The sequence below is a fragment of the Streptomyces sp. NPDC001480 genome, from assembly GCF_042894725.1.
Taxonomy (GTDB): Bacteria; Actinomycetota; Actinomycetes; order Streptomycetales; family Streptomycetaceae; genus Streptomyces.
Genome location: NZ_JBIAVX010000014.1, coordinates 60,053 through 86,369 on the forward strand (window position 1 = coordinate 60,053; position 26,317 = coordinate 86,369).

The window sequence follows — 26,317 nt, forward strand, 5'->3', positions numbered from 1 at the left end:
TGGATGGCGTGGCAGTCGTCGATGTATCCGAAGAGATCAAGTCCCTCTCCTCCACCATGGAGTCGATCGAGGCCGTTCTGGACCTCGACAAGCTGAGGGCAGACATCGCCGTGCTCGAGGAGCAGGCGGCCGCGCCGTCCCTGTGGGACAACCCGGACGAGGCGCAGAAGATCACCAGCAGGCTCTCCCACCTCCAGGCCGAGGTCAGGAAGGCGGAGGTACTGCGCGGACGGATCGACGATCTCGCCGTGCTCTTCGAAATGGCCGAGGAGGAGGACGACCCGGACACCCGTGCCGAGGCCGAGTCCGAGCTTGCCGCCGTCCGCAAGGCGCTGGACGAGATGGAGGTCCGCACGCTCCTGTCCGGCGAGTACGACGCCCGAGAGGCGCTCGTGAACATCCGCGCCGAGGCCGGCGGTGTCGACGCCGCCGACTTCGCGGAGCGGCTCCAGCGCATGTACCTGCGGTGGGCCGAGCAGCACGGCTACAAGACCGAGGTGTACGAGACCTCGTACGCGGAGGAGGCGGGCATCAAGTCCACCACCTTCGCCGTGCAGGTCCCCTACGCCTACGGCACCCTCTCCGTCGAGCAGGGCACGCACCGGCTGGTGCGCATCTCGCCCTTCGACAACCAGGGCCGCCGGCAGACCTCGTTCGCGGGCGTGGAGGTCCTGCCCGTCGTCGAGCAGTCCGACCATGTCGAGATCGACGAGAGCGACCTGCGGATCGACGTCTACCGGTCCTCCGGCCCCGGCGGTCAGGGCGTGAACACCACCGACTCCGCCGTCCGCATCACGCACCTGCCCACCGGCATCGTCGTCTCCTGTCAGAACGAGCGGTCGCAGATCCAGAACAAGGCCACCGCGATGAACGTCCTCCAGGCGAAGCTGCTCGAGCGGCGCCGGCAGGAGGAGCAGGCCAAGATGGACGCCCTCAAGGGCGACGGCGGCAACTCCTGGGGCAACCAGATGCGGTCGTACGTGCTGCACCCGTACCAGATGGTCAAGGACCTGCGGACGGAGCACGAGGTCGGCAACCCGGAGGCCGTGTTCAACGGTGAGATCGACGGGTTCCTCGAGGCCGGTATTCGCTGGCGCAAGCAGCAAGAGAAGTAACTTTGTCGACTTGGCAACTGCCGCCCGCCGGGCGGCAGTTGCTGTTTTGTCTGGGTTCTACATCACACTTACACACCGCAACTCCCGGCATACGGCCCACCGATGGACATTGCGCGCGCAACGGCCTTGACGTTGCTTTGAAAAATCGGAAGGGTGAAGCGTGCATGCGTATCTCTGGGGCGCATGTGAACCGGGGGACTCGCGCGGCGACTTGAGCTTCGTCAGCTGCCCCCGTCGATCACGGCCGACCCCATGCGCCGCTCATTGACCTACAGCTACTGGGGGTAGCAACCATATGACGAAGAAGACGCGGATCCGGATCGCGCGGATAGCCGCCGGCGCCGTGATCGCCGCGGGTGCCTCGCTGACCGCCGCGGGCGCCGCCTCCGCCACGGAGTCGGACTGCGTGCTGGGCGTGCTGTGCGCCGACGAGAACCCGACCCCGGACCCGGACCCGACGGATCCCACCACGATCCCGACCGACCCGACCACGATCCCCACGGACCCCACCACGGTCCCGACCGACCCGACCGACGGGCCGACGGACCCCACCGAGGAGCCGACCGAGCCCACCGAGGACCCGGACCCGACGACGGCCCAGCCGTCCCAGGACCCGACCGCCACCTCCGAGCCCTCGCAGGGCGGCAGCCACGGCAACGGTGGCGGCAACAACGGCGGCGGCAACAACAACGACCCCGACGGCGGCTCCGGCACCTCCGCCCAGGAGGAGGGCACCTCCGCCCTCACCGACACCGGCTCGAACGCCACGGGCACCGGTGCCAAGGCCCAGGGCAGCGGTAAGGAGCTCGCCGAGACCGGTGCCGGTCAGACCGCGTTCCTGATCATCGGCGCCGCCACCATGATCGCCGGTGGCGTCGGCTTCCGCGTCCTGCCGCGCCTCGTCGGCGGCCGGGGCGGTGCGGCTGCCTGACGGTAGCCGATCGGGTACGATGCGTGCCCACCGCTTGACGTGAAGGGCCCGGAGCTTGGCGCTCCGGGCCCTTTCAGGCGTACTGGGCGGGAACTCTCACGCGGTCTGGTGCGCCAGCAGCGCCACGGCGGCGATCAGCACCGCCAGCAGCGCGACCAGCGCCATCGGGTTCAGTCCGCCGAAGAAGTTCTCCTGCTGCAGTCGCTCGCGGTTGGCACGGCACACCGGGCACCGGCCCTCACTCACGGGCGCCGCGCAGTTCGCGCACACCAACCGGTCGTACGTCATGCGCTCGCCCTCCTTGCACCGGCCATCACCCATACAACGTCTCCGGAACCGGGAACGTTCCCCCTCCACTGTGACAGGTTCCGGCGATTCCTGCGGGGCCGGAGCCGAGCCGGGGCTGTGACCCTGGGAAACATCACCAGGAACAAAAACCCACAAGCCCCCCACAACCTCGACCGGCGACTGCGCTTCCGTACCCGGTTCGCGTATGGTCACGCACATCTACCCCCGGCGACCCGTGGTGCATCCGTGATCCGATTCGACAACGTCTCCAAGGTCTACCCCAAGCAGACCCGCCCCGCACTCAGGGAAGTGTCCCTGGAAGTGGAGAAGGGCGAGTTCGTGTTCCTGGTGGGGTCCTCCGGCTCCGGAAAGTCCACCTTCCTGCGGCTGATCCTCCGCGAGGAGCGGTGCAGCCACGGACAGGTGCACGTGCTGGGCAAGGACCTCGCGCGCCTCTCCAACTGGAAGGTGCCGCAGATGCGCCGCCAGCTGGGGACCGTGTTCCAGGACTTCCGGCTCCTGCCCAACAAGACGGTCGCGGAGAACGTGGCCTTCGCGCAGGAGGTCATCGGCAAGTCCCGCGGCGAGATCCGCAAGTCCGTGCCGCAGGTGCTCGACCTCGTCGGGCTCGGCGGCAAGGAGGACCGGATGCCGGGCGAGCTGTCCGGCGGTGAGCAGCAGCGCGTGGCCATCGCCCGGGCCTTCGTCAACCGGCCCAAGCTGCTGATCGCCGACGAGCCCACCGGCAACCTCGACCCGCAGACCTCCGTCGGCATCATGAAGCTGCTCGACCGGATCAACCGCACCGGTACGACCGTCGTGATGGCCACGCACGACCAGAACATCGTGGACCAGATGCGCAAGCGCGTCATCGAGCTGGAGAAGGGCCGTCTCGTCCGCGACCAGGCACGCGGCGTCTACGGCTACCAGCACTGACGACCCCCAGGATCCTGGATCCACGGAAAGGCTTACCAGACGCCATGCGCGCCCAGTTCGTACTGTCGGAGATCGGTGTGGGTCTCCGCCGCAACCTCACGATGACCTTCGCGGTGATCGTCTCCGTCGCCCTGTCCCTGGCCCTGTTCGGTGGCTCGCTGCTGATGAGCGACCAGGTCAGCACGATGAAGGGCTACTGGTACGACAAGGTCAACGTCTCGATCTTCCTCTGCAACAAGAGCGACGCCGACTCCGACCCCAAGTGCACCAAGGGTGCGGTCACCGCGGACCAGAAGAAGCAGATCCTCGCCGACCTGAAGAAGATGGCGGTCGTCGAGACGGTGACGTACGAGTCGCAGGACCAGGCGTACAAGCACTACAAGGAGCAGTTCGGCGACTCCCCGCTGGCCAGTTCGCTCACCCCCGACCAGATGCAGGAGTCGTACCGGATCAAGCTCAAGGACCCGCAGAAGTACCAGGTCATCGCGACCGCCTTCGACGGGCGCGACGGCGTGCAGTCCGTGCAGGACCAAAAGGGCATCCTTGACAACCTGTTCGGGCTGCTGAACGGCATGAACTGGGCCGCCCGGATGGTCATGGCGCTGATGCTGGTGGTCGCGCTGATGCTGATCGTCAACACCGTGCGCGTCTCCGCGTTCAGCCGTCGGCGCGAGACCGGGATCATGCGGCTGGTCGGCGCCTCCGGCTTCTACATCCAGGCGCCGTTCATCGCCGAGGCCGCCGTCGCCGGGCTGATCGGCGGCACGGTGGCCTGCGGATTCCTGGTCGTCGCGCGGTACTTCATCATCGACCACGGTCTGGCCCTGTCGCAGAAGCTGAACTTGATCAACTTCATTGGCTGGGACGCCGTGTTGACAAAGCTTCCGCTCATCCTGGCGACAAGCCTGCTGATGCCGTCGCTGGCCGCGTTCTTCGCGCTGCGCAAGTACCTGAAGGTGTGACGCATGCCAAGAGGGCCGTACGTTCAACCGAGCGTACGGCCCTTCGCGTTGTCCTAGACTCACCCGCATGTCAGGCCGCGACCTGTTCTGCCAGCCCCGCCGTTTCGGCCGCGGGGCCGCCCTGACATTGGTCTTCGCGGGCGTGCTCGCCGCCGGAGCCGCCACCGGCGCCCTCCCGGACGGCGATCACTCGGGTGCCTCCGGCCGGAGGACCACGCAAGGAGCCGCCCGCGCGGGCACCGGGCACGACGACGTCGAGAAGGCCGCCGCCGAGGCCATGGCCGACGGCAAGTCCCCCATGGAGGCCGCCGAGCGCGCGGTCAGCCGCAGCGGGGACCGCTGGGGCGCCGTGTACTCCGAGGGGGAGTACGAGGAGTTCCAGGAGGCCCTCGACGGCGAGTACACCGGCGTCGGCCTGTGGGCGCGGCGCGAGCGCGACGGACGTATCGAGGTGACCAAGGTGCAGTCCGGGTCGCCCGCGGCCGGCGCCGGGATCCGCCAGGGCGACCGGCTGCGCAGCATCGACGGGCGGCAGGTCGACGGGCTGCCCGTCACCGACGTCGTCTCGTTACTCCGCGGCGACGCCCAGGACGCACCCGCCGGCACCACCGTCCGGCTCGGCCTGGAGCGAGGCACGCGCGCGTGGAGCGAGACACTGCGCCGGGCCCGCCTCTCCACCGACTCCGTCACCGTCCGCAGGCTTCCCGGCGGGGTGACCGTCATCAGGGTCGCCGCCTTCACCAAGGGCTCCGGCGACACCGTCCGCACCGCCGTCCGCGAGGCCCCGGCCGACGGCCGGCTCATCCTCGACCTGCGCGGCAACTCCGGCGGCCTGGTCACCGAGGCCACGACCGCCGCCTCCGCCTTCCTCGACGGCGGCCTGGTCGCCACCTACGACGTCGACGGAAAGCAGCACGCCCTGCACGCCGCGTCCGGCGGCGACACCGCGAGACCGCTGGTCGCCCTGGTCGACGGCGGCACGATGAGCGCGGCCGAGATGCTCACCGGCGCCCTGAAGGACCGCGGCCGCGCGGTCGTCATCGGCTCCCGCACCTTCGGCAAGGGCTCGGTCCAGATGCCGAGCAAGCTGCCCGACGGCTCCGTCGCCGAGCTGACCGTCGGCCACTACCGCACCCCCTCCGGCCGCGCCGTCGACGGCCGTGGCATCACCCCCGACCTGGAGGCCGGGCAGAACGCGCTCCAGCGGGCGGAGACGGTCCTCACGGGCCTGGGCGACCCGTCGTAAACGGCTTCCCCCGTACCCCCTCCGTAGTGCGAAAATGGACGGCACTATGAGCAAGGGAATGTACGTACCGAAGGAGTCCCAGCCCAAGCAGGGCGGAGGGGCCGCCAAGGCGGCGAAGGACGGCAAGCGCAAGATCGTCGCGCAGAACAAGAAGGCACGGCACGACTATGCGATCATCGACACCTACGAAGCCGGGCTCGTCCTCACCGGCACCGAGGTGAAGTCGCTGCGCCAGGGCCGCGCCTCGCTGACCGACGGCTTCGTCCAGATCGACGGGAACGAGGCGTGGCTGCACAACGCCCACATCCCGGAGTACAGCCAGGGCACCTGGACCAACCACTCCGTGCGTCGCAAGCGCAAGCTGCTCCTGCACCGCGAGGAGATCGACAAGCTGGCGTCCAAGTCCCAGGAGACGGGTCACACGATCGTGCCCCTCGCCCTGTACTTCAAGGACGGCCGGGCGAAGGCCGAGATCGCCCTCGCCCGAGGCAAGAAGGAGTACGACAAGCGACAGACCCTGCGCGAGAAGCAGGACCGGCGGGAGTCGGACCGGGCGATCGCGGCGGCGAAGCGGAAGCAGCGGGGTGCCTAGCCCTCCCGGCCGCCGGGAATAAGCTGGCATGGACCCGCGTTGGTCACGTACGATGGCACTTGCACCACACAGCAGGTGCGTGAGCCTCTCCGGTCTGCCGGAGGGGATTGAAAAAACAACATGGGGATGATCGGTTTCGACAGCGGCTGTCGAAGCAGGGGAAGCGTGTCGAGGAAGCGGCAATGATCTCGTAAACCATATGTCGCAAAAAATAATCGCCAACACCAAGCGCGATTCCTCCTCGTTCGCCCTCGCTGCCTAATTAGCAGCTAGCGAACTCTCATAGGAGTGTCAGCCCGGGGCTGTTCCCGACCCGGATCCTGGCATCAGCTAGGGAACTAAACCTTGATCCCGGTCACGGGGTGAAGAGGGAAATCAAACAGTGACTGGGCCCGTCGGCGACTTGTTCGCGTGATCGCCGGGGCCGAGAAAATCACAGCGAACTGCACACGGAGAAGCCCTGATTCTGCACCGTTGGACGCGGGTTCGATTCCCGCCATCTCCACTCATCCCATGTGGCCGAGGCCCTGTCGCTCGCGAGCGGCGGGGCCTTTGTCGTGCACACCCTTTCGGAGGCGTCCAGTCCGTGCGGCAGCAGTTCGGCCCCTATTACGAGAAGTACGACTCCGATTTCGGGCTCAGCGGCCTGACCGAGTCGTTCGCCCTGTCGACGCCGCCCGGCACGGCGGACGCGGCACTCGCCCTCGTCACGGAGAAGCTCGCCGCATACGAGGGCGAGACGCCCGTCGACATGTCGGGCTTCGAGCGGCTCAGCGAGGACGAACGCCACATCCTCGGGTACGACGTGTTCCACGACGACTTCGGGTACGCCGAGGAGCTCCGCGCGGACCTGGGCAAGCTCCTGGACTCCCCGCTGTCCGACGAGGTGCTCGGCGCCGTGTGGCTCGCCGCCACGGGAGGCGTGTGGGATCCGCGGGCGCACGGAACCGGCGCGCGCGACTGGCTCGCGCGGATGGACGCGACCTGCGCGGCCCGCCCGCCCCGGAAGGTGGAGGGCCGTGCGCCAGCCCCCACGTGGTCGTACTGGCGCCTGCCGCCCGTCGAAACCGTCCGGGACGCGATCCTGGCGGAGATCCGGGCGTCCGCCGACGAGCTCCCCGGCCTGGCGCCGGCACTCGAGGAGGTCGCCACCCGGGCCGACCTGGATCTCGGGTTCCGGCTCTACCTGCGCGCGCTCAAGACGGCGGGTGTGCCGGTCCCGGAGGAGCGCTGCAACAGGTTCGGCGACCTCAGTGTCCCGTTCGGATACCACTTCCAGGTCGTCTACGAGGGACTCACCGTCGTGTGGCGGCCCCTGGAGGTCGCCCGGCGTCTCTTCGACGACGACTTCGGGTTCTCCGAACTCGCCCGGCAGTTCGACCCGGTGTGGGAGCGGTGCGAGCCGGCACCCGAACTTCTCCACCGGACCGTCACCGCCGACGGCTATCACATCCCCGGCGTCCAGGCGCTCGTACTGTGGGAGGACACCGTCCGGCTGCTCCGCGCTCCGCTGTCCGACGACACCCTCACCACCGTCTGGGCCGCCGCGTCGAACAGCAACCCCGACCGCTTCGGAACCGCCGGACGGGACTGGCTGCGCCGGATCACCGAGGTTTGCCGGGCGCGGCTGACCGAGGTCGCCCCCGAGCACACCCCCACCCTTCCCAAGGTCCGAGCCGATCTGGTGGACGCGGTCCTGCACGAACTCCGGGAAGCCGCACCCCTGCTGGAGCCCAAGCACGCGACCGCCCTGGAGCAGGTCGTCGTCCAGGTCGACCCCGACCTCGGCTTCCGGCTGCTGCTGAGGGTCCTGCACGTGGCGTCCAGGTCGCTCACCAAGCGGCAGTACGCCCGCTGCCAGACCCTCGGCGAACGCTTCGGCTACGGCGAGGACCACGTGCCCTACGCGATCGAGCACCTCGCCCAGGACGACTGACCGACCCGCAGGTGTGATTCTCCCTCGTTCGCCGTGCTCAGGCTGATCGCCGCGACCTAGCGTGCCAGTACACGGTGTGGCGGCGGGAGGCGGTGGGCGAGTGGCTTCGGCGGAGACCCAGCAGGGACAGCCGAACTGGCGGTACTGCGGCGGGCAGATCAAGCTGTGGCGGGAAGGGGCGGGGATCACTCGTCAGGCGCTCGCCGACGAGGCTGGCTACGACTATGAGTACATCAAGTCGATGGAGAACGGGAGGCGGCGGCCGACGCTGCGGTTGTTGCAGGTCGCGGATCAGATGTGCGGGGCGCGGGGGAAGTTGGTGGCCGCGCACGAGTTCCTCAAGCCTGAGCCCTTTCCCGCGCGGTCACAGGAGTACATGGCGATCGAGGCGGATGCGATCGCCGTGCAGTGGTACGAGCCGATGCTCATTCCCGGTCTGTTGCAGACTCTGGATTACGCGCGAGCGCTGATCAGCAGCAACTGTCCTCCGCTGGACGAGGAGACGGTGGAAGAGCGCGTGGCGGCACGGCTGCAACGGCAGGAGAAGCTGACGAGGAAGCCTTTGACACACTTCAGTTTCGTGATCCACGAGGCCGCGCTGCGTTCGACGGTCGGTGGCCAGGACGTTATGCACAGGCAGTGCCACCACCTGCTTGAGGTGGGCAAGCAGCGACACCTTTCGATCCAGGTGCTGCCCTTCTCAACTGCTCCCACGGCGGCGCTCAGTGGTCCGATGGTGCTTGCGGAGACCGTCGACCATGAGCGGTACGCCTTTGTGGACGGGCAGTCGACAGGGGCCCTGTACTCCAACGGTGACAAGCTCAGTTCGCTGACGCAGCGCTATGGCATGATCCGCATGCAGGCGCTTAGCGTTGAGGAGTCGGATCGGTTCATCAGGAGGGTGGCGGGGGAGCTGTGAGCGACGAACTGTCATGGTTCAAGTCCAGCTACAGCGATTCCGAAGGGAGCGCCTGCCTCGAAGTCGCGGTCCGCTCCCACCAGATCCACGTCCGTGACTCGAAGCTCGGCCCTCGAAGCCCCCGCTTCGCGGTGCCCGCGAACTCCTGGGCCGCGTTCGTCGCGTACGCCTCCCGCGAGGCTTGAGCCCACTCTGACTAAACGTAGCAAGTCGAACGCCGTCGGTAATGGATGTGGCGCATGATCCGCTGACCTAGCGTTGTGGCGCGCCCGTATGGGTGCGTCCTCCCTTCACACCGGGCCCCGTCCCCTCGGGGCCCGGCCCGACGAGTGCGGTCCCGGGACCCTGTGCGGCCGCCTCACGTCGAGGGGAGGACGCCTCCAGATGGGGTGTCGCCGTGAGCAAAAGCCAACTCTCGTCATCCGGCTGATCCGGTGCCTGCCGGAGCGGGCGGCGAAGCACGCGAGGAGGTGGCTGCTCTGGTGGCTCAGCAAGTAGCCGGATGCCCCCAATCAAGGTGGGGGCATCCGGCAAGCTCCTGCTGAGCTTGGGCCTCCGCGTGGATATCCGGTCCGTCGCGGGGGCCCTCCTTGCGTCCAAGTACAGCACACAGAGCGCCTCGACGGCACCAAGCCCGCCGCAACGGCCGACCGGTCAGCCCAGACTGAACGTCGACAGCCGCAGCCCCTTGCTCAGCACCAGGTAGACGTCGGCCCGGCCCTTCCCCGCCGCCGTCAGCCGGGCGCTCACCGTGGCGTAGTCGTACGCCGATCCCGTGCCGTCGGTCGGCGCCGTGCCGAGGAGTCGGCCGGTGGGGGACCCGAGACGTAGCTCGACCGTGCCGGCGGACCCCGCGACGCGTGCGTTGAACTCCGAGGCACCCGAGCGCAGCCGGGTGTTCGCGAACTTCAGCCACGCCCCGTCGGACGCGGCGGACACCGCCGTGCCCGCTGCCTTCGACTCGTCGACCAGGTGGATGCCGGCGGAGTAGTCGTCGAAGTTCTCGGCGCGGGTGGGCTTCGACAGGTCGCGGGGCGGGATCGTCTCGCCGTGCACGGTCCAGGTGGTCCGGGCTCGGATGTCGGCCGAGGACGCGCCCGCCATGACGTCGTACGTGCCCGTCTCCACCACCCACTTCGAGCGGGTGACGTCCCAGTGGGCGAGGTCAGAGGCCCGCACCCGCAGTCTGACCGTCCGGGTCTCGCCCGGCTTCAGCGACACCCGCTCGAAGGCCTTCAGCTGCTTCAGGGGCTGGGTGTCACGGGAGGCGCGCTGGTGGGCGTACAGCTGGACCACCTCGGCGCCGGCCCGCTTGCCGGTGTTGGTGACCCGTACCTCGTACCCGTCGGGCACCTTCCGCAGCCCGCCGTAGCGGAAGCTCGTGTACGACAGCCCGTACCCGAACGGGTAGAGCGCCCGGCCCGTGAAGTACTGGTAGGTCCGGCCGGACTTGATGATGTCGTAGTCGAGGATCGACGGGAGGTCGGCGTCCGAGCGGTACCAGGTCTGGGTGAGGCGGCCGGAGGGGTTCGCGTCGCCGTAGAGGAGGTCGGCGAGGGCGTTGCCCGTCTCCTGGCCGGCGTGGGTGGTCCACAGCAGGGCCGGCACCTCCTTCTGGAGGGCGCCGAGGGTGGCCGGGTAGCTGTTCTCGACGATCACGACCGTGTGCGGGTTGGCCTTGCGGACCGCTCTGACCAGGGCTTCCTGCGCGGGCGCCAGGCCCGTGTCGGTGCGGTCGTGGGCCTCGCGGCCGTTGATGGAGGGGTTCGAGCCGACCACTACGACCGCCTGGTCCCTGCCCTTGACCGCGGAGACGGCGTCCGCCACGCCGTCCCGGACGACGTCCTTCGCGTAGTGGGCCGCCTGTTCCTTCGGGACCAGGCCCAGCGTGCCGTCGGTGCCGGTCGGGCCGAGGTAGACCGGGTTCGACCACCAGGACTCGGCGGTCTCGTAACCCGCGTACCGCAGCAGGTACGTGCCGTCGTCCTGACGCTCCAGCCTGAACTGCTGCTGGACGAACCAGCCGCCGGGCTGGGTCTGGTCGTTGACGAAGTTCGACCAGTTGTAGCCGACGTACTTGCCGTTGGCGGCCGAGCGGAGCGTCACGATGCCCGCACCCCAGTCGAACGCGTCGAACTGTGAGGCCCGGGAGGGCAGCCCCGGGTCCGTCGTCTCCTTCAGCGGCGCGCCCGCGTCCCCGGTGCCGGCCGTGACGTACTTCCCGGTCGCCGTGTCCTTCAGCGCGATCCGGTCCACGCCCTCGCTGCTCGCCACGGAGGTGCCGAGCTTGGCCTCGATACCCTCCTTCGGGGTCACGGCGTAGGGCAGTGTGCCGGAGTACCAGTCGGTGTAGAGGGTGTCGGCGAGCGGACCGACCACGGCCACGTCCTCAGCGGACTTCTTCAGCGGCAGGGCGCCCGCCTGGTTCTTCAGCAGCACCGCCGCCTCGGCCGCCGCTTCGCGCGCCAGCTTCCGGTGGGCCGGGCTGTCGATGACGGACGCGTCGATGGAGCCGTACTTCCCGCCGCCCGGGTCGAACTCGCCGAGCCGGACCCGGATGCTCAGGATGTGGCGGGCGGCGGTGTCGACGTCCGATTCCTTCAGCAGGCCTGTGGACAGGGCCGACTTGACCGCCGCCGTGGTCGGCCCGGCGTCCGTGTCGTTGTCCGTGAAGCTGTCGATACCCGCTTTCAGCGCGGCCGCGTCCGCCTCGGACTGCGTGCCGAAGTACTGCTGGCTGCCGACGAGGTTCCCGGGCGCGTAGGCGTCGGTGACGTTCAGCAGGTCCTGCCCGGTCCAGGTGCGGACGGTGTCGTCCAGGGCCGGGTTCACCGTGTCCGGGCGGCCGTTGACCAGGTTGTAGGACGACATCACGCCCGTCGCCGCGTCCGCCTCGATCGCCGGTTCGAAGGCCTGCTCGTCGTACTCCTTCAGTACGCGCGGGCGCAGTTCGGAGGAGGTGGTGTCGCGGTGCTCCTCGTTGTTGTTGGCGAGGAAGTGCTTGAGCGTGGGGGCGGTCTTCAGGTGGTCGGGGTCGCCGCCGGTCAGTCCGGTGCCGTACGCGGTGGAGATCGCGCCGGTGAGGTAGGGGTCCTCGGAGTAGCCCTCCTCGTTGCGGCCCCAGCGCGGGTCGCGCAGCAGGTTCACCACGGGCGCCCACAGGTTCAGGCCCCACCCGGCCGGACGCTGCTGCTGGAATCCGCGCGCCTCGTCGCCGACGGCCGAGCCGACCTGCCGGATCAGTGCCGGGTCCCAGGTGGAGGCCAGCCCGACGGCCTGCGGGAACACGGTGGCCCTGCCCAGCCAGGCCACACCGTGCAGGGCCTCGGTGCCGGTGCGGAAGGACTGGATGCCGAGGCGGGGGATGGCGGGCTCGTACTGGTGCAGGAGGGAGATCTTCTCGTCGAGGGTGAGGCGGCCCAGCAGGTCGGTGACCCGGGCGTTCACCGGCAGGTCCGGATCGCGGAAGGGGTACGCCGGGTCGGCGTGGGCCGGGACGGTGGCGCCGAGGCCCGCGATCAGGGCCAGGGCCGTCAGCAGCGTGGTTCTCCGTCCGCTTCTGTGTCTTCTTCTCTCGCTTCTGCTCTTGCCTTTCATGTCACGGCTCCTTCGGATGGGGGCGGTGCGAGGACTCAGGCGTTGCGCGGCGCCGTGCTCGCCCGGTCGGTCATCCGGGGCGGCAGCAGTGTGGCCTCGGGTACGGCGGTCCCGTCGAGCTTCTTCATCAGCAGCCGCACCGCCCGCTCGCCCACCTCGGCGGAGGGCAGGGCGACGGAGGTGACGGGAACGCGGACGGACTCGGCGAGTTCGTCCGGGCAGATGGCGGTGATCGAGAGGTCGCCGGGGACCCGGAGGCCGAGTTGCTCGAAGGCGTCGATCAGCGGCTCGAGGATCGGCTCGTTGTGGACGACGACCCCCGTCAGCGCGGGCTGCTCACGCAGCAGTCGCTCGGCGACCAGGCGGGCGGCCGCCGGTGATGCCTCGCACGGGTGGACGGAGCTCGACAGCCCGCCGCGGTCGGCGGCGGCCGTGAAACCCTGGACGACCCGCTGGGCGAACGCCGTCCCCCGCACATACACCTCCGGCGGCGACCCCACCAACGCCACCACCCGGTGTCCGAGCCGCGCCAGATGCTCCACGCACGCCTCGCCGGCCGCCTTGAAGTCGAGGTCGATGCAGGTCAGCCCGTCCGCGTCGGCGGGGAACCCGATCAGCACGGACGGCCGGTCCAGCGACCGCAGCAACGGCAGCCGTCGGTCGTGCAGTTGGACGTCCATCACGATCAGCGCGTCGACGAGCGCCGTGTCCGCGACCCTGCGCAGACCGTCCTCGCCCTCCTCCTGGGTGAGGAGCAGCACGTCATGGTCGTGCCGGCGTGCCGTCGTCACCACGGACACCGCGAACTGCATGACCACCGGGACGTGGATGCCGGCCCGTAAGGGGATCACCAGCGCCAGGACGTTCGACCGGCTGCTGGCCAGGGCCCGGGCACCCGCGTGCGGCCGGTAGCCCAGCTCACGGATGGCCGCCTCGACGCGTTGCCGGGTCTCCTCGGAGATGGGGCGCTTGCCGCTGAGCGCGTAGGAGACGGTGCTGGGGGACACCCCGGCGTGCCGCGCCACATCGGTGATCTTCACCATCAGCCCAACTCCAGCGTGAGGAAGCCGGTCCCGGCCCGCGCCCGAGCCGTCCGCTCCCCGGCCGCCAGCGCCCACGGCGCCACCGGATCGCTGCACGAGGCCCGCAGCGTGTCCCCTTCGCGTACGACCGTGAACGTCACGTCCCCGACCGGCACCGTCACCTGCGCGCCCCGCGCCGGCGCGTACGCCCGCAGCGTGACCCCGTCGGCGTGGTCGTAGTCGGGCCGGTCCACCACCGCCCCCACCGGGATCACCGCCCCCGGCCTGACCAGCAGCGGCACGCTCGCGAACCCGTGCCGCTCGCGGACCCAGCGCGGCCCGGTCACCGTCCGCCCGCTCAGGAAGTGCGTCCAGGTGCCCTCGGGCACGTAGTAGCTCACGTCCCCCTCGTCACTGAACACCGGCGCCATCAGCAGGTCCGGCCCGAGCATGTACTGCCGCTCCAGGTGCGCGCACCCGGGATCGTCCGGGAACTCCAGCACCATCGCCCGCATCACCGGCACGCCCTCGGCCTGGGCGGTACGGGCGACCTCGTACAGGTAGGGCATCAGGCTCAGCTTCAGGCGCGTGAACAGCCGCAGCACGTCCACGGACTCCTCGTCGAACAGCCACGGCACCCGGTACGACGAGGACCCGTGCAGCCGGCTGTGCGAGGACAGCAGCCCGAAGGCCAGCCAGCGCTTGAACAGCGCGGCCGTCGGCGTGCCCTCGAAGCCGCCGATGTCATGGCTCCAGTAGCCGAAGCCGGACAGCCCGAGCGACAGCCCGCCGCGCAGTGACTCGGCCATCGACTCGTACGTGGCCTCGCAGTCGCCGCCCCAGTGCACGGGGAACCGCTGACTGCCCGCGGTCGCCGAGCGGGCGAAGACCACCGCCTCGCCCTCGCCCCGGTGCTTGCGCAGCACCTCGAAGACCGTGCGGTTGTAGAGGTAGGTGTAGTAGTTGTGCATCCGCTCCGGGTCCGAGCCGTCCGACCAGGCCACGTCGACCGGGACGCGCTCCCCGAAGTCGGTCTTGAAGCAGTCGACGCCCTGCGCGAGCACAGCCTCCAGCTTCGCCGCGTACCAGTCGCGGGCGGCCGGGCTGGTGAAGTCGACCAGCGCCATGCCCGGCTGCCACAGGTCCCACTGCCACACGCTGCCGTCCGGCCGCCGCAGCAGGTGCCCGAGCGCCTTGCCCTCGGCGAACAGCGGGGAGCGCTGGGCGATGTAGGGGTTGATCCACACGCAGACGCGCAGCCCCTTGTCCTTCAGCCGGGCCAGCATCCCCTCCGGGTCCGGGAAGACCCGCGGATCCCACCGGAAGTCGCACCAGTTGAACTCGCGCATCCAGAAGCAGTCGAAGTGGAAGACGGACAGCGGGAGTTCACGCGCCCGCATGCCGTCGATGAACGACGTCACCGTCTCCTCGTCGTACGACGTGGTGAACGACGTCGACAGCCACAGCCCGAAGGACCACGCGGGCGGCAGGGCCGGGCGCCCGGTGAGGGCGGTGTACTTGCGCAGGATGTCCTTCGGGGTCGGCCCGTGGATCACGTAGTACGTCAACTGCTGCGACTCGACGCTGAACTGGACCCGGGACACCGCCTCCGAGCCGACCTCGAAGGACACCTTGCCCGGGTGGTCGACGAAGACGCCGTAGCCCGCGTCCGTGAGGTAGAAGGGGACGTTCTTGTACGCCTGCTCGGTCGCCGTGCCGCCGTCGGCGTTCCAGATGTCGACGACCTGCCCGTTCTTCACCAGCGGCCCGAACCGCTCCCCGAGGCCGTACACGCTGGTCCCCACCCCGAGGCCCAGCTGCTCCCGCAGGTAGTGGGCGCCGGTCCCGTCCCGCATGATGCCCATGCCCTTGGGGCCGCTGGAGGTGAGGACGCGGCCGTGGGCGAGGAAGTCGACGTGCCAGGGGCCGGTGCGGGCCACCCGGACCGACAGCGCGCCGGAGGTGAGGGTGGCGTGCTCCTCGTCGTACTCGGTGTGGGCCAGGGCCTCCGTACCGGTGAGCTCGAACTCGGGGCCGCGCGGCTGCTCCCCGTCGAAGTGGGTGAGGGTCACGCCGATGACGTCGGGCATCGGGGTGTGCGCGGTGATCGTCACGACCGGTCCCTTCAGCAGGTCGCCGCGGTGGCGGATGGGCTGGGTCGGCGCGTGGATCTCCAGCCCGCCGTCCGGGCTGGTGACGTCGAGGACCTCGACCGGGTGGGCCGCGGTGACACCCTCGCGCAGCAGCCAGTAGCCGTCGGTGAACTTCACGCGCGCACCCCTTTGCCTGGTGGTTCACTTGACCGCGCCCACGGCGATGCCGCGGGTGAGCGTCCGCTGGAAGACGAGGAAGAAGACGATCGCGGGCAGCACGCCCAGCAGAGCGGCGGCATTGGTCATCGTGGCGTCCATCAGACGCTGGCCCTGGAGCACGCCGAGCGCCACCGACACGGTCTGGTTGTCGTTGGAGATCAGCATGACCAGGGGGAGCAGGAACTCGTTCCAGGTCCAGATGAAGAAGAACACCAGCAGGACCCCGAGAGTGGGCCGGCTGACCGGGACCACGATCCGCCACAGCACCTGCCACTTGTTCGCGCCGTCGATCCGGGCGGCCTCGATGATCTCGCGCGGGAACTGCCCGAGGACCGAGGAGAGGAGGTACGTGCCGAAGGCCGCCTGGATCACCGTGAACACGATGATCACGCTGAGCCGGGTGTCGTACAGGCCCAGCCGCTTGCTCAGGTAGTAGACCGGGTAGACCAGCGCCTCCTGCGGCAGCATGTTCGCCAGCACGAAGAAGGCCAGCACCCAGGTGCGCCCCCTGATCCGGCCGATGCCGATCGCGTACGCGTTGAGCACCGACAGCACCGCGGCGAGAACCGCCACCGAGCCGCTGATCAGCACGGAGTTGACCAGCTTCTGGCCGTAGTCGACGCGCTGCCAGAAGTCCTTCAGGCCGTCCAGGTAGAGGCCGTCGGGCAGGCTGAGCGGGCCGTGCGCGGAGTACTCGGCCGGTGACTTGACCGCGTTCACGGCCACGATCACGAACGGCACCACCATGAACAGGGCGGCGATGCTCAGGGCCACCAGCACCGGGTAGCGGCGTAGGGCGGCGGTCATGCGCGGACCCCTTCCTCGGCGTCCTCGGCACGGGTCTGGAGTCTCAGGCCGAACAGGGAGAGAGCCAGGATGATCACGGTGAGGACCGTGGAGATCGCGGCGCCGTAGCCGACCTGGGTCTTCTCGAAGAAGGTGGAGAAGGAGAAGTACGACGGCACGTCCGTCGCCCCGCCCGGACCGCCCTTGGTCAGCACGTACACCGCGCCGAACACCTTCAGCGCGGCGATCGTGCACCAGGTCAGCACGACATAGGTCTCCGGGCGGATCTGCGGCAGCGTGATGTGCCAGAAACGGCGCCACCAGCCGGCCCCGTCCAGCTCGGCCGCCTCGTACAACTGCGGGTCGACGCGTTGCAGCCCCGCCATGAAGACGACCAGCGGGAAGCCGATCTGCACCCACACCATCACGCCCATCACGCTGTACAGCGCGATGTCCGGATCGCCCAGCCAGTCCTGCTGCCACGATCCCAGGCCGACCGCCTTCAGCAACTCGTTGAGGGAGCCGTTGTCGGGGGCGAGGATCCAGCTCCAGACGATCCCGGCGACCGCGATGGGCAGCACCTGCGGGAGGTAGAAGCAGGCACGCAGGACGGCGGCGACCCTGCTGCCGAAGTGCTTGCCGATGTAGTCGAACAGGGCGGCGGCCAGCACGAGACCGAGCGCCGTCGGTACGGCCGCCATGGCGACGACCATGAACAGGCTGTGCCGGAAGGACGCCCAGAACTCCGAGTCGTGCGCCAGCTCCCGGTAGTTGGCGGGTCCGGCCCACTTCGGGCTGCCGACGCCCTGCCAGTCGGTGAAGCTCACGCCCGTGTTCATCAGGAACGGCAGCACGACGACGGCCAGGAAGGCGAGGGTCCCGGGGAGCAGGAAGAGGGCGTACGAGTCGCGGGTACGGGGGCGGCGCGGGCCGGCGTGGGTGCGCTTGCTCTTGCCGGCGGCGCGCGCGCCCCGTTCGACGGTGACCGTCATTGCTTCGGGGCGCCCTTGTCGTACGCCTGCTGCAAGGCGTCGAGGTAGCCGTCCGGCTTCTCGTTGCCCGTCATCAGCTTCTGCGTCTCGGAGACGAGGACGTCGTAGAAGCCGTTCACCGGCCAGTCCGGGTAGAAGGCCAGGCCGTCCCTCTGGCTCAGCGTGTTGAAATTGGTGATGAGCTGCTTGGACTTCGGGTCCGTGATGGCGGAGGTGTCGGCCGCGACCGGGACACCGCCCTTGTTGCCGAGCAGGTTCTGGATCTTCTTCGACATGGTGATGTCGATGAAGTCGTAGGCCAGGTCCTTGTTCTTGGCGTTCTTCGGGACCACCCAGAGGTTGCCGCCGGAGCCCGGCGTCAGGTTCGAACCGGGCCACAGGGTGGAGTCCCAGTCGAACTTCGCCTCCGTCTGGAAGCGGCCGTACCACCAGCTGCCGGAGAACAGGATCGGCGCCTTGCCCTGGATGAAGGAGACGCCCGCGTCCTCGGCCTTGGTGCTGGTGGACTTCTGGCTGATGTAGCCCTTCTTCACCCAGTCGGCGAAGGTCTCGGCCGCGTACGTCCAGGCCGCGTCGTGGAAGTCGGTCCTGCCCTTGTACAGCTCGTACTTGTCGACCCACGAGCGGTCGGCCCTGGACAGGGCGAGCTGGTAGAGGTACTGCTGCGCCAGGTACTCGGCGCCCGCGTTGGCGAGCGGGGTGACGCCCTTCTTGACGAAGGCGTCCATGGCGGCCGTGAGCTCGTCGAACGTCTTCGGCTCGGCGATCTTGTACTTCGCGAAGAGGTCCTTGTCGTAGTAGACCATCGTGTACTCGGCGTAGTTGGGCACGCCGTACCACTTGCCGGAGCCCATGACCCCGTCGCTGTCGTACATGCTGGTCGTGCGCACACCGGCGCTGAGCTTCTTGTCCCAGCCGCGCTTGGTGGCCTCGGCGGTCAGGTCGGTCAGCAGGCCCTGTTTCGACAGCTGGCCCGCGGTCGCGTTGCCCTTGTTGTACTCCATGATGTCGGGCGCGTCCGAGGAGTTCAGGACCATCGGCGCCGTCTTCTGGATCTGTTCGAAGCCCTTCTCCTCGAACTTCACCTTCACGCCCGGGTGCTTGGCCTCGAACTCCTTGATGGCCTCGTTCCAGGCCACGCCCATCGCGCTGTCGGGTGCCTCGTAGTGCCAGAGCCGGAGCGTCTTGCCGTCGGACGCGCCGCTGTCCGAGTCTCCGCAGGAGGTCAGGAGCAGCGATCCGGAGAGGATCACCGCCGCGGCCGCCGCCCGCCTTCGTGCCGTCAACATCCACGCCTCCAAGGGAGTCGGAGTCGGATGGTTCTCGGTTCGCCGGTTACCGGTCATCAGCCATCGAATCGATTCGATGCCCGGCGTCGAAGCGCTTCGACGGGCGAAGGTATGTGTGGGCTCCGGGAGCGTCAATGGGTCTGACGGGAATTGCTGCAAGCGGTTCGACGGAGCGAACGAAGAGCATTTCCCGCCGCGTTGACCGTCGCGGCGGTCACGGCCGCCGCGACCGGCGCCGCGAAGGCCGCCGCCGGGGCGGTGTGCTCGGCCGCCCAGCCCCCGGCCGCCGAGCCGCAGGCTATGCCGGCGAGCAGGGCGGTGACGACCAGGCTCATGCCCTCGTTGAGCCGGTCCCCGGGAGTGCGGTCCTGGACCAGCGTCATCGCGGTCACCATCGTCGGAGCGGTCGCCATGCCCGCCGCCAGCAGGGCCACGGCCAGCACCGGAAGCGTCCCGGCCGTGCGGGCGGCGAGCAGCGGCAGGGACATCAGCGCGGCCATGGCCAGCAGACACCACGGCAGCCGGCGCTCCGCGGGCCCGTCCGGCTTCCGCGCCCCGTACAGCAGGCCCGCCGCGCAGGAGCCCGCCGCCTGGAGCGCGAGCACGACCCCGGCCGCCGAGCGGTGGCCCTGGGCGTCGGCGTACGCGATCGTCACCACCTCCATCGAGCCGAACACCGCGCCGGTGGCCACGAAGCACGCCAGCAGCAGCGGTATGCCGGGGGTGCGCAGCGGCGACGCGGCCTTCGTACGCGCCCGGGGCGGCGGCTCGGTCGACCGCTGCGCCGCGAACAGCAGCACCCCGGTCAGCAGCAGCCCCCCGCCCACGAGCGTGCCCGCCTCCGGGAAGAAGGTGCCGGTCAGGAAGGACGCCAGGACCGGGCCCAGCATGAAGCACAGCTCGTCGGCGGCCTGCTCGAAGGAGTTCGCGGTGTGCAGGGCCTCGGGGTCGTCCCGCAGCAGGTGGGCCCAGCGCGCCCGGGACATGCCGCCGATGTTGGGGACGGTGGCGGTCGCGGCGTACGCGGCGAACAGGGTCCAGTCCGGTGCGTCCAGGCGCACGCACAGCAGCAGGGCGAGGGCGCCCAGCACGGCGGTGACCGTGGCCGGCACGGCGACCCGGGCCTGCCCGTACCGGTCGACGAGCCGGGCGATCCAGGGTCCGGCCACTCCCGTCGCCGCGAGACCGGTCGCGGTGACGGCGCCGGCGAGCGCGTACGAGCCCCGCGACCCGGCGATCATGACGACCGCGCTCACGCCGAACATGCCCATCGGCAGGCGGGCGATGAGGTTGCCGGTGGTGAAGGCGCGGGCGCCGGGGTGGGTGAACAGGCGGCGGTAGGGGCCGGGGGAGAGGGGAGGCATGACCCCACCGTCGCCTGGAGTGGATCAAGAGGTCCAACACCTTCTCCGTACCGATTCACGCACTCCTGTTGTAAGTTCGCCCGGTGCCCACTCCCGCCCACCTCGACCCCCGCCTCCTGCGCGCCTTCGTCACCGTCGCCGAGGAACTGCACTTCACCCGCGCCGCGTCCCGTCTGTACATCGCCCAGCAGGCCCTCAGCCGTGACGTGCGGCGCCTCGAACGGGAGCTGGGCGCCGAGCTGTTCGTCCGCACCACCCGGCAGGTCGCGCTGACCGCCGACGGCGAGCGCCTGCTGCCGCTCGCCCGGCGGGTCCTCGTCGCCCAGGACGACCTGCTCGCCGCCTTCGGACAGGCCCGCCCCCTCCTGGTCGACCTCAACTCCCCGAACCTGGACACCGGCCGCCGCGTGCTGCACCGGGCGCGGGAACTCGCCCCCGAGCACGAGCTGATGGCCCGCTACGAGAGCGGGCTCACGGGAGCGGCGGCCGAGCTGCTCGCCGGGCGCCTGGACGTCTCGTTCGGCAGGTTCGCGGGCCTGGACCCGGCGCTGCGGGCCGGGCTGGACCAACAGCTCGTACGGTACGAGCCGATGGCGGTCGTGCTGCCCGAGGCGCACCGGCTGGCGCCGCTGGCGGCGGTACCGCTGCACGCGCTGGCGGGCGAGACCGTGTACGCCGGGGCGGGCAACGCGCGTACGCCGGAGTGGACCGACCTGGCCCACCGCCTCTTCGCCGGACGCGGCATCGAGGTCGCGCCACCGGCGCCGCTGGCCGTGGGGGAGGAGGAGTTCGAGCGGCTCATGGCGAAGACCGGTAACCCGGTGCTCGCGGTGACCGGCTTCTCCGCCCTGCCGCGTACGGTGGTGCGGCCGCTCGTCGACCCCGTCCCGCTGTCGCCCGTGTCGCTGGTGTGGCGCAGGGGGCTCGCGCATCCCGCGTTCGACGCGGTTCGCCGGGCCGCGGCCGAACTCGCCGCGGAACGCGGGTGGTTGCGGAGACCCGAAAGCGCGTGGATTCCAGCCATCGATGAATCGATCAGTGAATCGGTCACTTCCGTTCACCATTGAAACTTCCGAAGTCCCCGCTCCGAGTCGGCGCTACGTTCGGGACAGCCGAGCATGGTGAGACAAGGGGGGCGCTCGGACCGGTGGGGGCCGGGTCCGACGGCGCGGGCTCGGAGTCGTATGCGCGCCCGGAAACATTCCCGTGGGGGGAAGGCGCGTGCGCGTGAACAAGTGGCCGGAAAACGCCCGAACGCAATGGCCCGATGCCGAGCTCGGGACCCAGGACCTCCCGGTGACCGGGAACGACGTCCAGAGTTTCCCGGAGACCGGAACGACGGACGTCCTGCCGGGCGGGGCGGTGTCTGACGCGGGGCCGACGGCGGTGTTGCCGGCGGTGCTGCCGGCAGTGGGAGGTGTTGGAGCGGCCGGGCGGTCGGCGCATGACTCGCAGGCGCACGATCCGCAGGCCGGTGATCCGCAGGCGCGTGTCCCGCAGGCCGGTGTTCCGCAGGCCCGTGTCCCGCAGCCCCGTGATCCGCAGGCGCATGATCCGCTCGAGGTGACCGTCCAGCTCGACGCCGACCGGATCGCGGACGAACGTACACGCCTCGCCGAGCACGGACGGGCGTCGCGCGACGAGGGCCAGGACCCTTCCGGCGGGCCGGTCTTCGTCGACGCGTCGGGCCGCCGCAGGCGCACCTTCCGCCGCCTCGGCATGTGCGCCGGCATCGCCTGCGCGGTCTACGCCGTCGTCATCGTCGCCACGCTCCTGTCCGGCAGCTCGGACGCGCCCTGGCTGCCCGTGCCCGGCCAGAACGAGGACAAGCCGGCCGGCCAGGTGGACATTTCCCCTGCGCCCGCCGACTCCGCCCGGCCCTCCGGCCACACCGGCGCCGCGCCCGGTGCGCGTGCGAGGGTGCCCGGCGCCGCCGCCCCGTCGCCGGGCGGCAGCGCGGCCGCGTCCGGTGCCACGGGGACCGCCAGGCAGCCGGGGGCCTCCGCCGATCCGCAGCCGACGGCGACGAACCCGACCTCCGGCGTGGGCGGTGCGGGCGGCTCCTCCCCGGATGCCGAGCCCACGGCACCGACCACCTCGGCCACCTCACCCACCCCGACCGGCCCGACCGGCGGCTCCGTCAGCCCGTCGCCGTCCACGGGCGGCGACGGGGGCACGGGAACCGGTACGGGACCGGGCGGCGCAACCGGAACCGGCACCGGCACCGGAAAGGGAACGGGCACGGTGGCCGACGGCCCGGTCGGACCGGCCCTGGCCATCGCCTCCCCGACCTCCGTGTGACGGGGCAGCACTTCCGATGACCTCACGTATCCGCCGTACCGGAACCGAAGCCGCAACCGAAACCGGAACCGGAACCGGAACCGCAACCGGAACCGCAACCGCAACCGCACCCGCGGCGGCGTCGGCGCCCACACCCACGCCCACCCCTCCGGACCGCCCGCGCCGCCGCCTCCCCCTGCGCCTGCTGCTGCCCCTGCTCCTGCTCCTGGCCCTGGTCGCGATGCTGATGCTGCGCGGCTACGTGCACAGCGAGATCCTCGCCGACCACCGCATCCGCCCCGAGGCCTCCACCGGCAAGGTGCCGGAGAAGATCCTCGACGGCGGCCCGGTCATCGACACCCGCGGCGGCCGCACCTCCAGCCTGCGCGTCCCCGACCACCGCCTGGTCCTCACCTTCGACGACGGCCCCGACCCGACCTGGACCCCGAAGGTCCTGGACGTGCTGAAGAAGCACCACGCGCACGCGGTCTTCTTCGTCACCGGCACCATGACCTCCCGCTACCCGGACCTCGTCCGGCGCATGGTCGCCGAGGGCCACGAGGTCGGCCTGCACACCTTCAACCACCCCGATCTCTCCTACCAGTCCAGGAAGCGCATCGACTGGGAGCTGTCCCAGAACCAGCTGGCGATCACGGGCGCGGCGGGCATCCGTACGTCCCTCTTCCGTCCCCCGTACTCCTCCTTCGCCGACGCCATGGACGACAGGTCCTGGCCGGTGACGCGGTACATCGGCACCCGCGGCTACATCACGGTCGTCAACGACACCGACAGCGAGGACTGGCGCAAGCCCGGCGTCACGGAGATCATCCGCCGGGCCACCCCGCACCACGGCAAGGGCGCGATCGTCCTCATGCACGACTCGGGTGGCGACCGTCACCAGACGGTCCAGGCCCTCGACCGGTTCCTGCCCCTGCTCCAGAAACAGGGCTACACCTTCGACAACCTGACCGAAGCCCTGAACGCGCCCAGCGCCCACACCCCGGTGACCGGCCTCGGCCTCTGGAAGGGCAAGGCGTGGATCTTCCTGGTCCAGGCCTCCGACGACATCACCGGCGCGATGGTGGCCGGCCTCGCGGTCGTCGGCGCCCTCGTCATCGGCCGCTTCGTCCTCATGTTCCTGCTCTCCGGCGCCCACGCCCGCCGGGTGCGCCGCCGCGGCTTCCGCTGGGGGCCGCCGGTCACCGAACCGGTGTCGGTGCTGGTCCCGGCGTACAACGAGGCCAAGTGCATCGAGAACACCGTCCGTTCCCTGACGGCGAGCGAACACCCCGTGGAGATCGTCGTCGTCGACGACGGCTCCACCGACGGCACGGCCCGGATCGTCGAGGCGATGGGCCTGCCCGGCGTCCGGGTGATCCGCCAGCGCAACGCGGGCAAGCCCGCCGCGCTCAACCGGGGCCTGGCGAACGCCAGTCACGACCTGATCGTGATGATGGACGGCGACACCGTCTTCGAGCCGTCCACGGTCGGGGAACTGGTGCAGCCCTTCGGCGACCCACGGGTGGGCGCGGTGGCCGGCAACGCCAAGGTCGGCAACCGGGACTCGCTCATCGGTGCCTGGCAGCACATCGAGTACGTGATGGGCTTCAACCTCGACCGCCGGATGTACGACATCCTGCGCTGCATGCCGACGATCCCCGGCGCCGTCGGAGCCTTCCGCCGGTCCGCCCTGGAACGGGTCGGCGGCATGAGCGACGACACCCTCGCCGAGGACACCGACATCACGATGGCCCTGCACCGGGACGGCTGGCGGGTGGTGTACGCGGAGAAGGCCCGCGCCTGGACCGAGGCCCCGGAGTCCGTCCAGCAACTGTGGTCCCAGCGCTACCGCTGGTCGTACGGCACGATGCAGGCCATCTGGAAACACCGCCGGGCACTGCTGGAACGCGGCCCCTCGGGCCGCTTCGGCCGGGTGGGCCTGCCCCTGGTCTCCCTCTTCATGGTGCTCGCCCCCCTCCTGGCCCCGCTGATCGACGTCTTCCTCCTCTATGGGATCGTCTTCGGCCCCACCGGGAGGACGATCGCGGCCTGGCTGGGCGTCCTGGCCGTCCAGGCCGTGTGCGCCGCGTACGCCTTCCGCCTGGACCGCGAACGCGTCACCCACCTGATCTCGCTCCCGCTCCAGCAGATCCTCTACCGCCAGCTCATGTACGTCGTACTCCTCCAGTCCTGGATCACGGCGCTCACCGGGGGCCGCCTGCGCTGGCAGAAACTGCGGCGCACGGGCGTCGTCGAGGCGCCGAACGGCGGCCGGGCACCGGGCGGCGACCAGGTGCCGGGCCCGCGAACGCCCGGCAGGAGCGGCAGCGCCGGCAGGAGCAGCAGTGATCGGAGGCCGGTGGCATGACCGGTACGGAAGCCGTAACCTCATCCTCATCCTCCGTCGCCCGGAAACCACCGCCCGGCGGCCGGGACCGCTACCTGGACCTCCTCCGCTCGGTCGCCCTGGTCCGCGTGGTGGTCTACCACCTCTTCGGCTGGGCGTGGCTGACGGTCCTGTTCCCCTCCATGGGCGTGATGTTCGCGCTGGCCGGCTCCCTGATGGCCCGCTCCCTGAACCGCCCGGCGCCGAAGGTGATCCGGGACCGGGTACGGAGGCTGCTCCCGCCGCTGTGGGCGTTCAGCGCGCCGGCGCTCACGCTGCTGTTCGCGGGCGGCTGGAACCCGGTGAAGGACCCGGACAACGGCGGCACCTGGGGCGTACTGAGCCTGGTGGACTACGTGCTCCCCCTGGGCGCCCCACCCTTCCCCTGGCACATCGGCTCCGAGTCCGGCCTGCTGGAGGACAGTTGGGCGGTGCAGGCGGTCGGGCCGCTGTGGTACCTGCGCGCGTACCTGTGGTTCGTAGCGGCGTCCCCCCTCCTGCTGTGGGCGTTCCGCAGGGCGCCCTGGCCGACGCTGCTGGCCCCCCTGGGCCTGACGGCGGTCCTGGGCACCGGCCTGCTCACCATCCCCGGCGAGACGGGCAACGCGGTCACCGACTTCGCGGTGTACGGCGGCTGCTGGGTCCTGGGCTTCGCCCACCACGAGGGCGTGCTGCGCCGCGTCCCCCGCTATCTGGCCGTCTCCTCCTCCGCCCTGCTGATGTCCTTCGCCCTGTGGTGGGCGTCGGGCCACCTGGGCCCGGACGGCTGGGACCTGAACGACATCCCCCTGGCACAGGCGAGCTGGTCCTTCGGCTTCGTCGTGATCCTGCTCCAGTACTCCCCGTCATGGCAGGAACTGCCGGGCCGCCTGCGCCGCTGGGACAAGCTCGTCACCCTCTCCAACAACCGTGCCGTCACGATCTACCTGTGGCACAACCTGCTGATCATGGCGACGGTCCCGATCATCGACCAGGCCTACGACCTCCCGTTCATGCAGGGCGACCGCGCGGTGGCGGCGCTCGACGCCACGTACACGCTCTGGATGTTCCTCCTGGTCTGGCCGCTGATCGCCCTGACGATCCTCGCCCTCGGCTGGATCGAGGACATCGCGGCGAGGCGAGCTCCCCGGTTGTGGCCGAACGGTGCACATCGTGCGGGGCCCCGGCGAAGGCACTGAATCGGGGCGGCAGTTGGGAGGAGCGGCACGGGAACACGCTTGCGCGCGGCGGGCGGTGTGGCGAAGGTTGGTGCGTGGGGGGCGGGGGATTCGGCTGGTTGCTGGTTGCTGGTACCGGTGCATCTGATCCAATGCCAGCCCGCCGACCAGCCCGACCCACCGACCCGACCGACCCGAGGAGTGACA

The 26,317-nt window shown here is 70.1% G+C and carries 21 protein-coding genes and 1 other RNA gene; 14 read left to right on the forward strand and 8 right to left on the reverse strand.

Going from position 1 to position 26,317, the window contains the following annotated elements:
- Nucleotides 1–8: 8 nt before the first annotated feature.
- Nucleotides 9–1,115 carry a peptide chain release factor 2 gene (gene prfB, locus ACFY01_RS31590; protein WP_390739166.1) on the forward strand — a complete coding sequence of 369 codons (1,107 nt, stop codon included), beginning with the start codon at nucleotides 9–11 and terminating at the stop codon, nucleotides 1,113–1,115.
- A gap of 295 nt (nucleotides 1,116–1,410) precedes the next feature.
- Complete coding sequence (locus ACFY01_RS31595) at nucleotides 1,411–2,046, forward strand: hypothetical protein (RefSeq protein WP_390739167.1); 636 nt, start codon at nucleotides 1,411–1,413, stop codon at nucleotides 2,044–2,046.
- Between the two features lie 96 nt (nucleotides 2,047–2,142).
- On the opposite strand, the gene ACFY01_RS31600 is transcribed toward ACFY01_RS31595, so the two are convergent.
- Nucleotides 2,143–2,334 carry a hypothetical protein gene (locus ACFY01_RS31600; protein WP_390739168.1) on the reverse strand — a complete coding sequence of 64 codons (192 nt, stop codon included), beginning with the start codon at nucleotides 2,332–2,334 and terminating at the stop codon, nucleotides 2,143–2,145.
- 246 nt (nucleotides 2,335–2,580) lie between these two features.
- Here ACFY01_RS31600 and ftsE point away from each other — a divergent pair, with 246 nt between their 5' ends.
- The 8 genes from ftsE (at nucleotide 2,581) to ACFY01_RS31640 (ending at nucleotide 9,110) form a co-directional block, all read left to right on the forward strand.
- Nucleotides 2,581–3,270 (forward strand): cell division ATP-binding protein FtsE, encoded by a 690-nt coding sequence (ftsE, locus tag ACFY01_RS31605; protein WP_132851613.1) that lies wholly within the window; start codon nucleotides 2,581–2,583, stop codon nucleotides 3,268–3,270.
- A 44-nt stretch (nucleotides 3,271–3,314) separates the two neighbouring features.
- The gene (gene ftsX, locus ACFY01_RS31610) at nucleotides 3,315–4,232 is read left to right on the forward strand and encodes a permease-like cell division protein FtsX (RefSeq protein ID WP_390739169.1); all 918 of its coding nucleotides are present in this window, start codon (nucleotides 3,315–3,317) and stop codon (nucleotides 4,230–4,232) included.
- Nucleotides 4,233–4,299: 67 nt separating this feature from the next.
- Complete coding sequence (locus ACFY01_RS31615; RefSeq protein ID WP_390739170.1) at nucleotides 4,300–5,478, forward strand: S41 family peptidase; 1,179 nt, start codon at nucleotides 4,300–4,302, stop codon at nucleotides 5,476–5,478.
- 46 nt (nucleotides 5,479–5,524) lie between these two features.
- Nucleotides 5,525–6,070 (forward strand): SsrA-binding protein SmpB, encoded by a 546-nt coding sequence (gene smpB / locus ACFY01_RS31620; protein WP_390739171.1) that lies wholly within the window; start codon nucleotides 5,525–5,527, stop codon nucleotides 6,068–6,070.
- A gap of 122 nt (nucleotides 6,071–6,192) precedes the next feature.
- Nucleotides 6,193–6,578: a transfer-messenger RNA gene (gene ssrA, locus ACFY01_RS31625) on the forward strand.
- A gap of 78 nt (nucleotides 6,579–6,656) precedes the next feature.
- Nucleotides 6,657–8,006, forward strand: a complete 1,350-nt coding sequence (locus ACFY01_RS31630) for a hypothetical protein (protein WP_390739172.1) — start codon at nucleotides 6,657–6,659, stop codon at nucleotides 8,004–8,006.
- 100 nt (nucleotides 8,007–8,106) lie between these two features.
- Nucleotides 8,107–8,925: a helix-turn-helix domain-containing protein gene (locus tag ACFY01_RS31635; RefSeq protein ID WP_390739173.1), complete on the forward strand. Its 819-nt coding sequence runs from the start codon at nucleotides 8,107–8,109 to the stop codon at nucleotides 8,923–8,925.
- The gene (locus tag ACFY01_RS31640) at nucleotides 8,922–9,110 is read left to right on the forward strand and encodes a DUF397 domain-containing protein (RefSeq protein WP_390739174.1); all 189 of its coding nucleotides are present in this window, start codon (nucleotides 8,922–8,924) and stop codon (nucleotides 9,108–9,110) included. Before ACFY01_RS31635 ends, ACFY01_RS31640 begins: the two co-directional genes overlap by 4 nt.
- A gap of 469 nt (nucleotides 9,111–9,579) precedes the next feature.
- Here ACFY01_RS31640 and ACFY01_RS31645 read toward each other — a convergent pair whose 3' ends face one another.
- The 7 genes from ACFY01_RS31645 to ACFY01_RS31675 all read right to left on the reverse strand — a co-directional run bounded on the left by ACFY01_RS31645 (nucleotide 9,580) and on the right by ACFY01_RS31675 (nucleotide 20,287).
- Nucleotides 9,580–12,522 carry a glycoside hydrolase family 3 C-terminal domain-containing protein gene (locus ACFY01_RS31645; RefSeq protein ID WP_390739175.1) on the reverse strand — a complete coding sequence of 981 codons (2,943 nt, stop codon included), beginning with the start codon at nucleotides 12,520–12,522 and terminating at the stop codon, nucleotides 9,580–9,582.
- Nucleotides 12,523–12,557: 35 nt separating this feature from the next.
- Nucleotides 12,558–13,565, reverse strand: a complete 1,008-nt coding sequence (locus ACFY01_RS31650) for a LacI family DNA-binding transcriptional regulator (protein WP_390739176.1) — start codon at nucleotides 13,563–13,565, stop codon at nucleotides 12,558–12,560.
- Complete coding sequence (gene yicI, locus ACFY01_RS31655) at nucleotides 13,565–15,814, reverse strand: alpha-xylosidase (protein WP_390739177.1); 2,250 nt, start codon at nucleotides 15,812–15,814, stop codon at nucleotides 13,565–13,567. The genes ACFY01_RS31650 and yicI overlap by 1 nt, the downstream gene beginning before the upstream one ends.
- Nucleotides 15,815–15,838: 24 nt before the next feature.
- Entirely contained in the window at nucleotides 15,839–16,663 is an 825-nt protein-coding gene (locus tag ACFY01_RS31660) for a carbohydrate ABC transporter permease (RefSeq protein WP_390739178.1), read from the reverse strand.
- The gene (locus tag ACFY01_RS31665; RefSeq protein ID WP_390739179.1) at nucleotides 16,660–17,634 is read right to left on the reverse strand and encodes a carbohydrate ABC transporter permease; all 975 of its coding nucleotides are present in this window, start codon (nucleotides 17,632–17,634) and stop codon (nucleotides 16,660–16,662) included. Before ACFY01_RS31665 ends, ACFY01_RS31660 begins: the two co-directional genes overlap by 4 nt.
- Nucleotides 17,631–18,923 carry an ABC transporter substrate-binding protein gene (locus ACFY01_RS31670; RefSeq protein WP_390739180.1) on the reverse strand — a complete coding sequence of 431 codons (1,293 nt, stop codon included), beginning with the start codon at nucleotides 18,921–18,923 and terminating at the stop codon, nucleotides 17,631–17,633. Before ACFY01_RS31670 ends, ACFY01_RS31665 begins: the two co-directional genes overlap by 4 nt.
- A 131-nt stretch (nucleotides 18,924–19,054) precedes the next feature.
- The gene (locus ACFY01_RS31675) at nucleotides 19,055–20,287 is read right to left on the reverse strand and encodes an MFS transporter (protein WP_390739181.1); all 1,233 of its coding nucleotides are present in this window, start codon (nucleotides 20,285–20,287) and stop codon (nucleotides 19,055–19,057) included.
- Nucleotides 20,288–20,370: 83 nt separating this feature from the next.
- On the opposite strand from ACFY01_RS31675, the gene ACFY01_RS31680 reads away from it, so the two are divergent.
- From ACFY01_RS31680 to ACFY01_RS31695, 4 genes are all read left to right on the forward strand, one after another.
- Nucleotides 20,371–21,354, forward strand: coding sequence for a LysR family transcriptional regulator (locus ACFY01_RS31680; protein ID WP_390739182.1), 984 nt, complete (start codon nucleotides 20,371–20,373; stop codon nucleotides 21,352–21,354).
- Nucleotides 21,355–21,583: 229 nt separating this feature from the next.
- Nucleotides 21,584–22,588, forward strand: coding sequence for a hypothetical protein (locus tag ACFY01_RS31685; RefSeq protein ID WP_390739183.1), 1,005 nt, complete (start codon nucleotides 21,584–21,586; stop codon nucleotides 22,586–22,588).
- 16 nt (nucleotides 22,589–22,604) lie between these two features.
- Nucleotides 22,605–24,935, forward strand: coding sequence for a glycosyltransferase (locus ACFY01_RS31690; RefSeq protein ID WP_390739184.1), 2,331 nt, complete (start codon nucleotides 22,605–22,607; stop codon nucleotides 24,933–24,935).
- The gene (locus ACFY01_RS31695; protein WP_390739185.1) at nucleotides 24,932–26,131 is read left to right on the forward strand and encodes an acyltransferase; all 1,200 of its coding nucleotides are present in this window, start codon (nucleotides 24,932–24,934) and stop codon (nucleotides 26,129–26,131) included. The genes ACFY01_RS31690 and ACFY01_RS31695 overlap by 4 nt, the downstream gene beginning before the upstream one ends.
- Nucleotides 26,132–26,317: the final 186 nt, after the last annotated feature.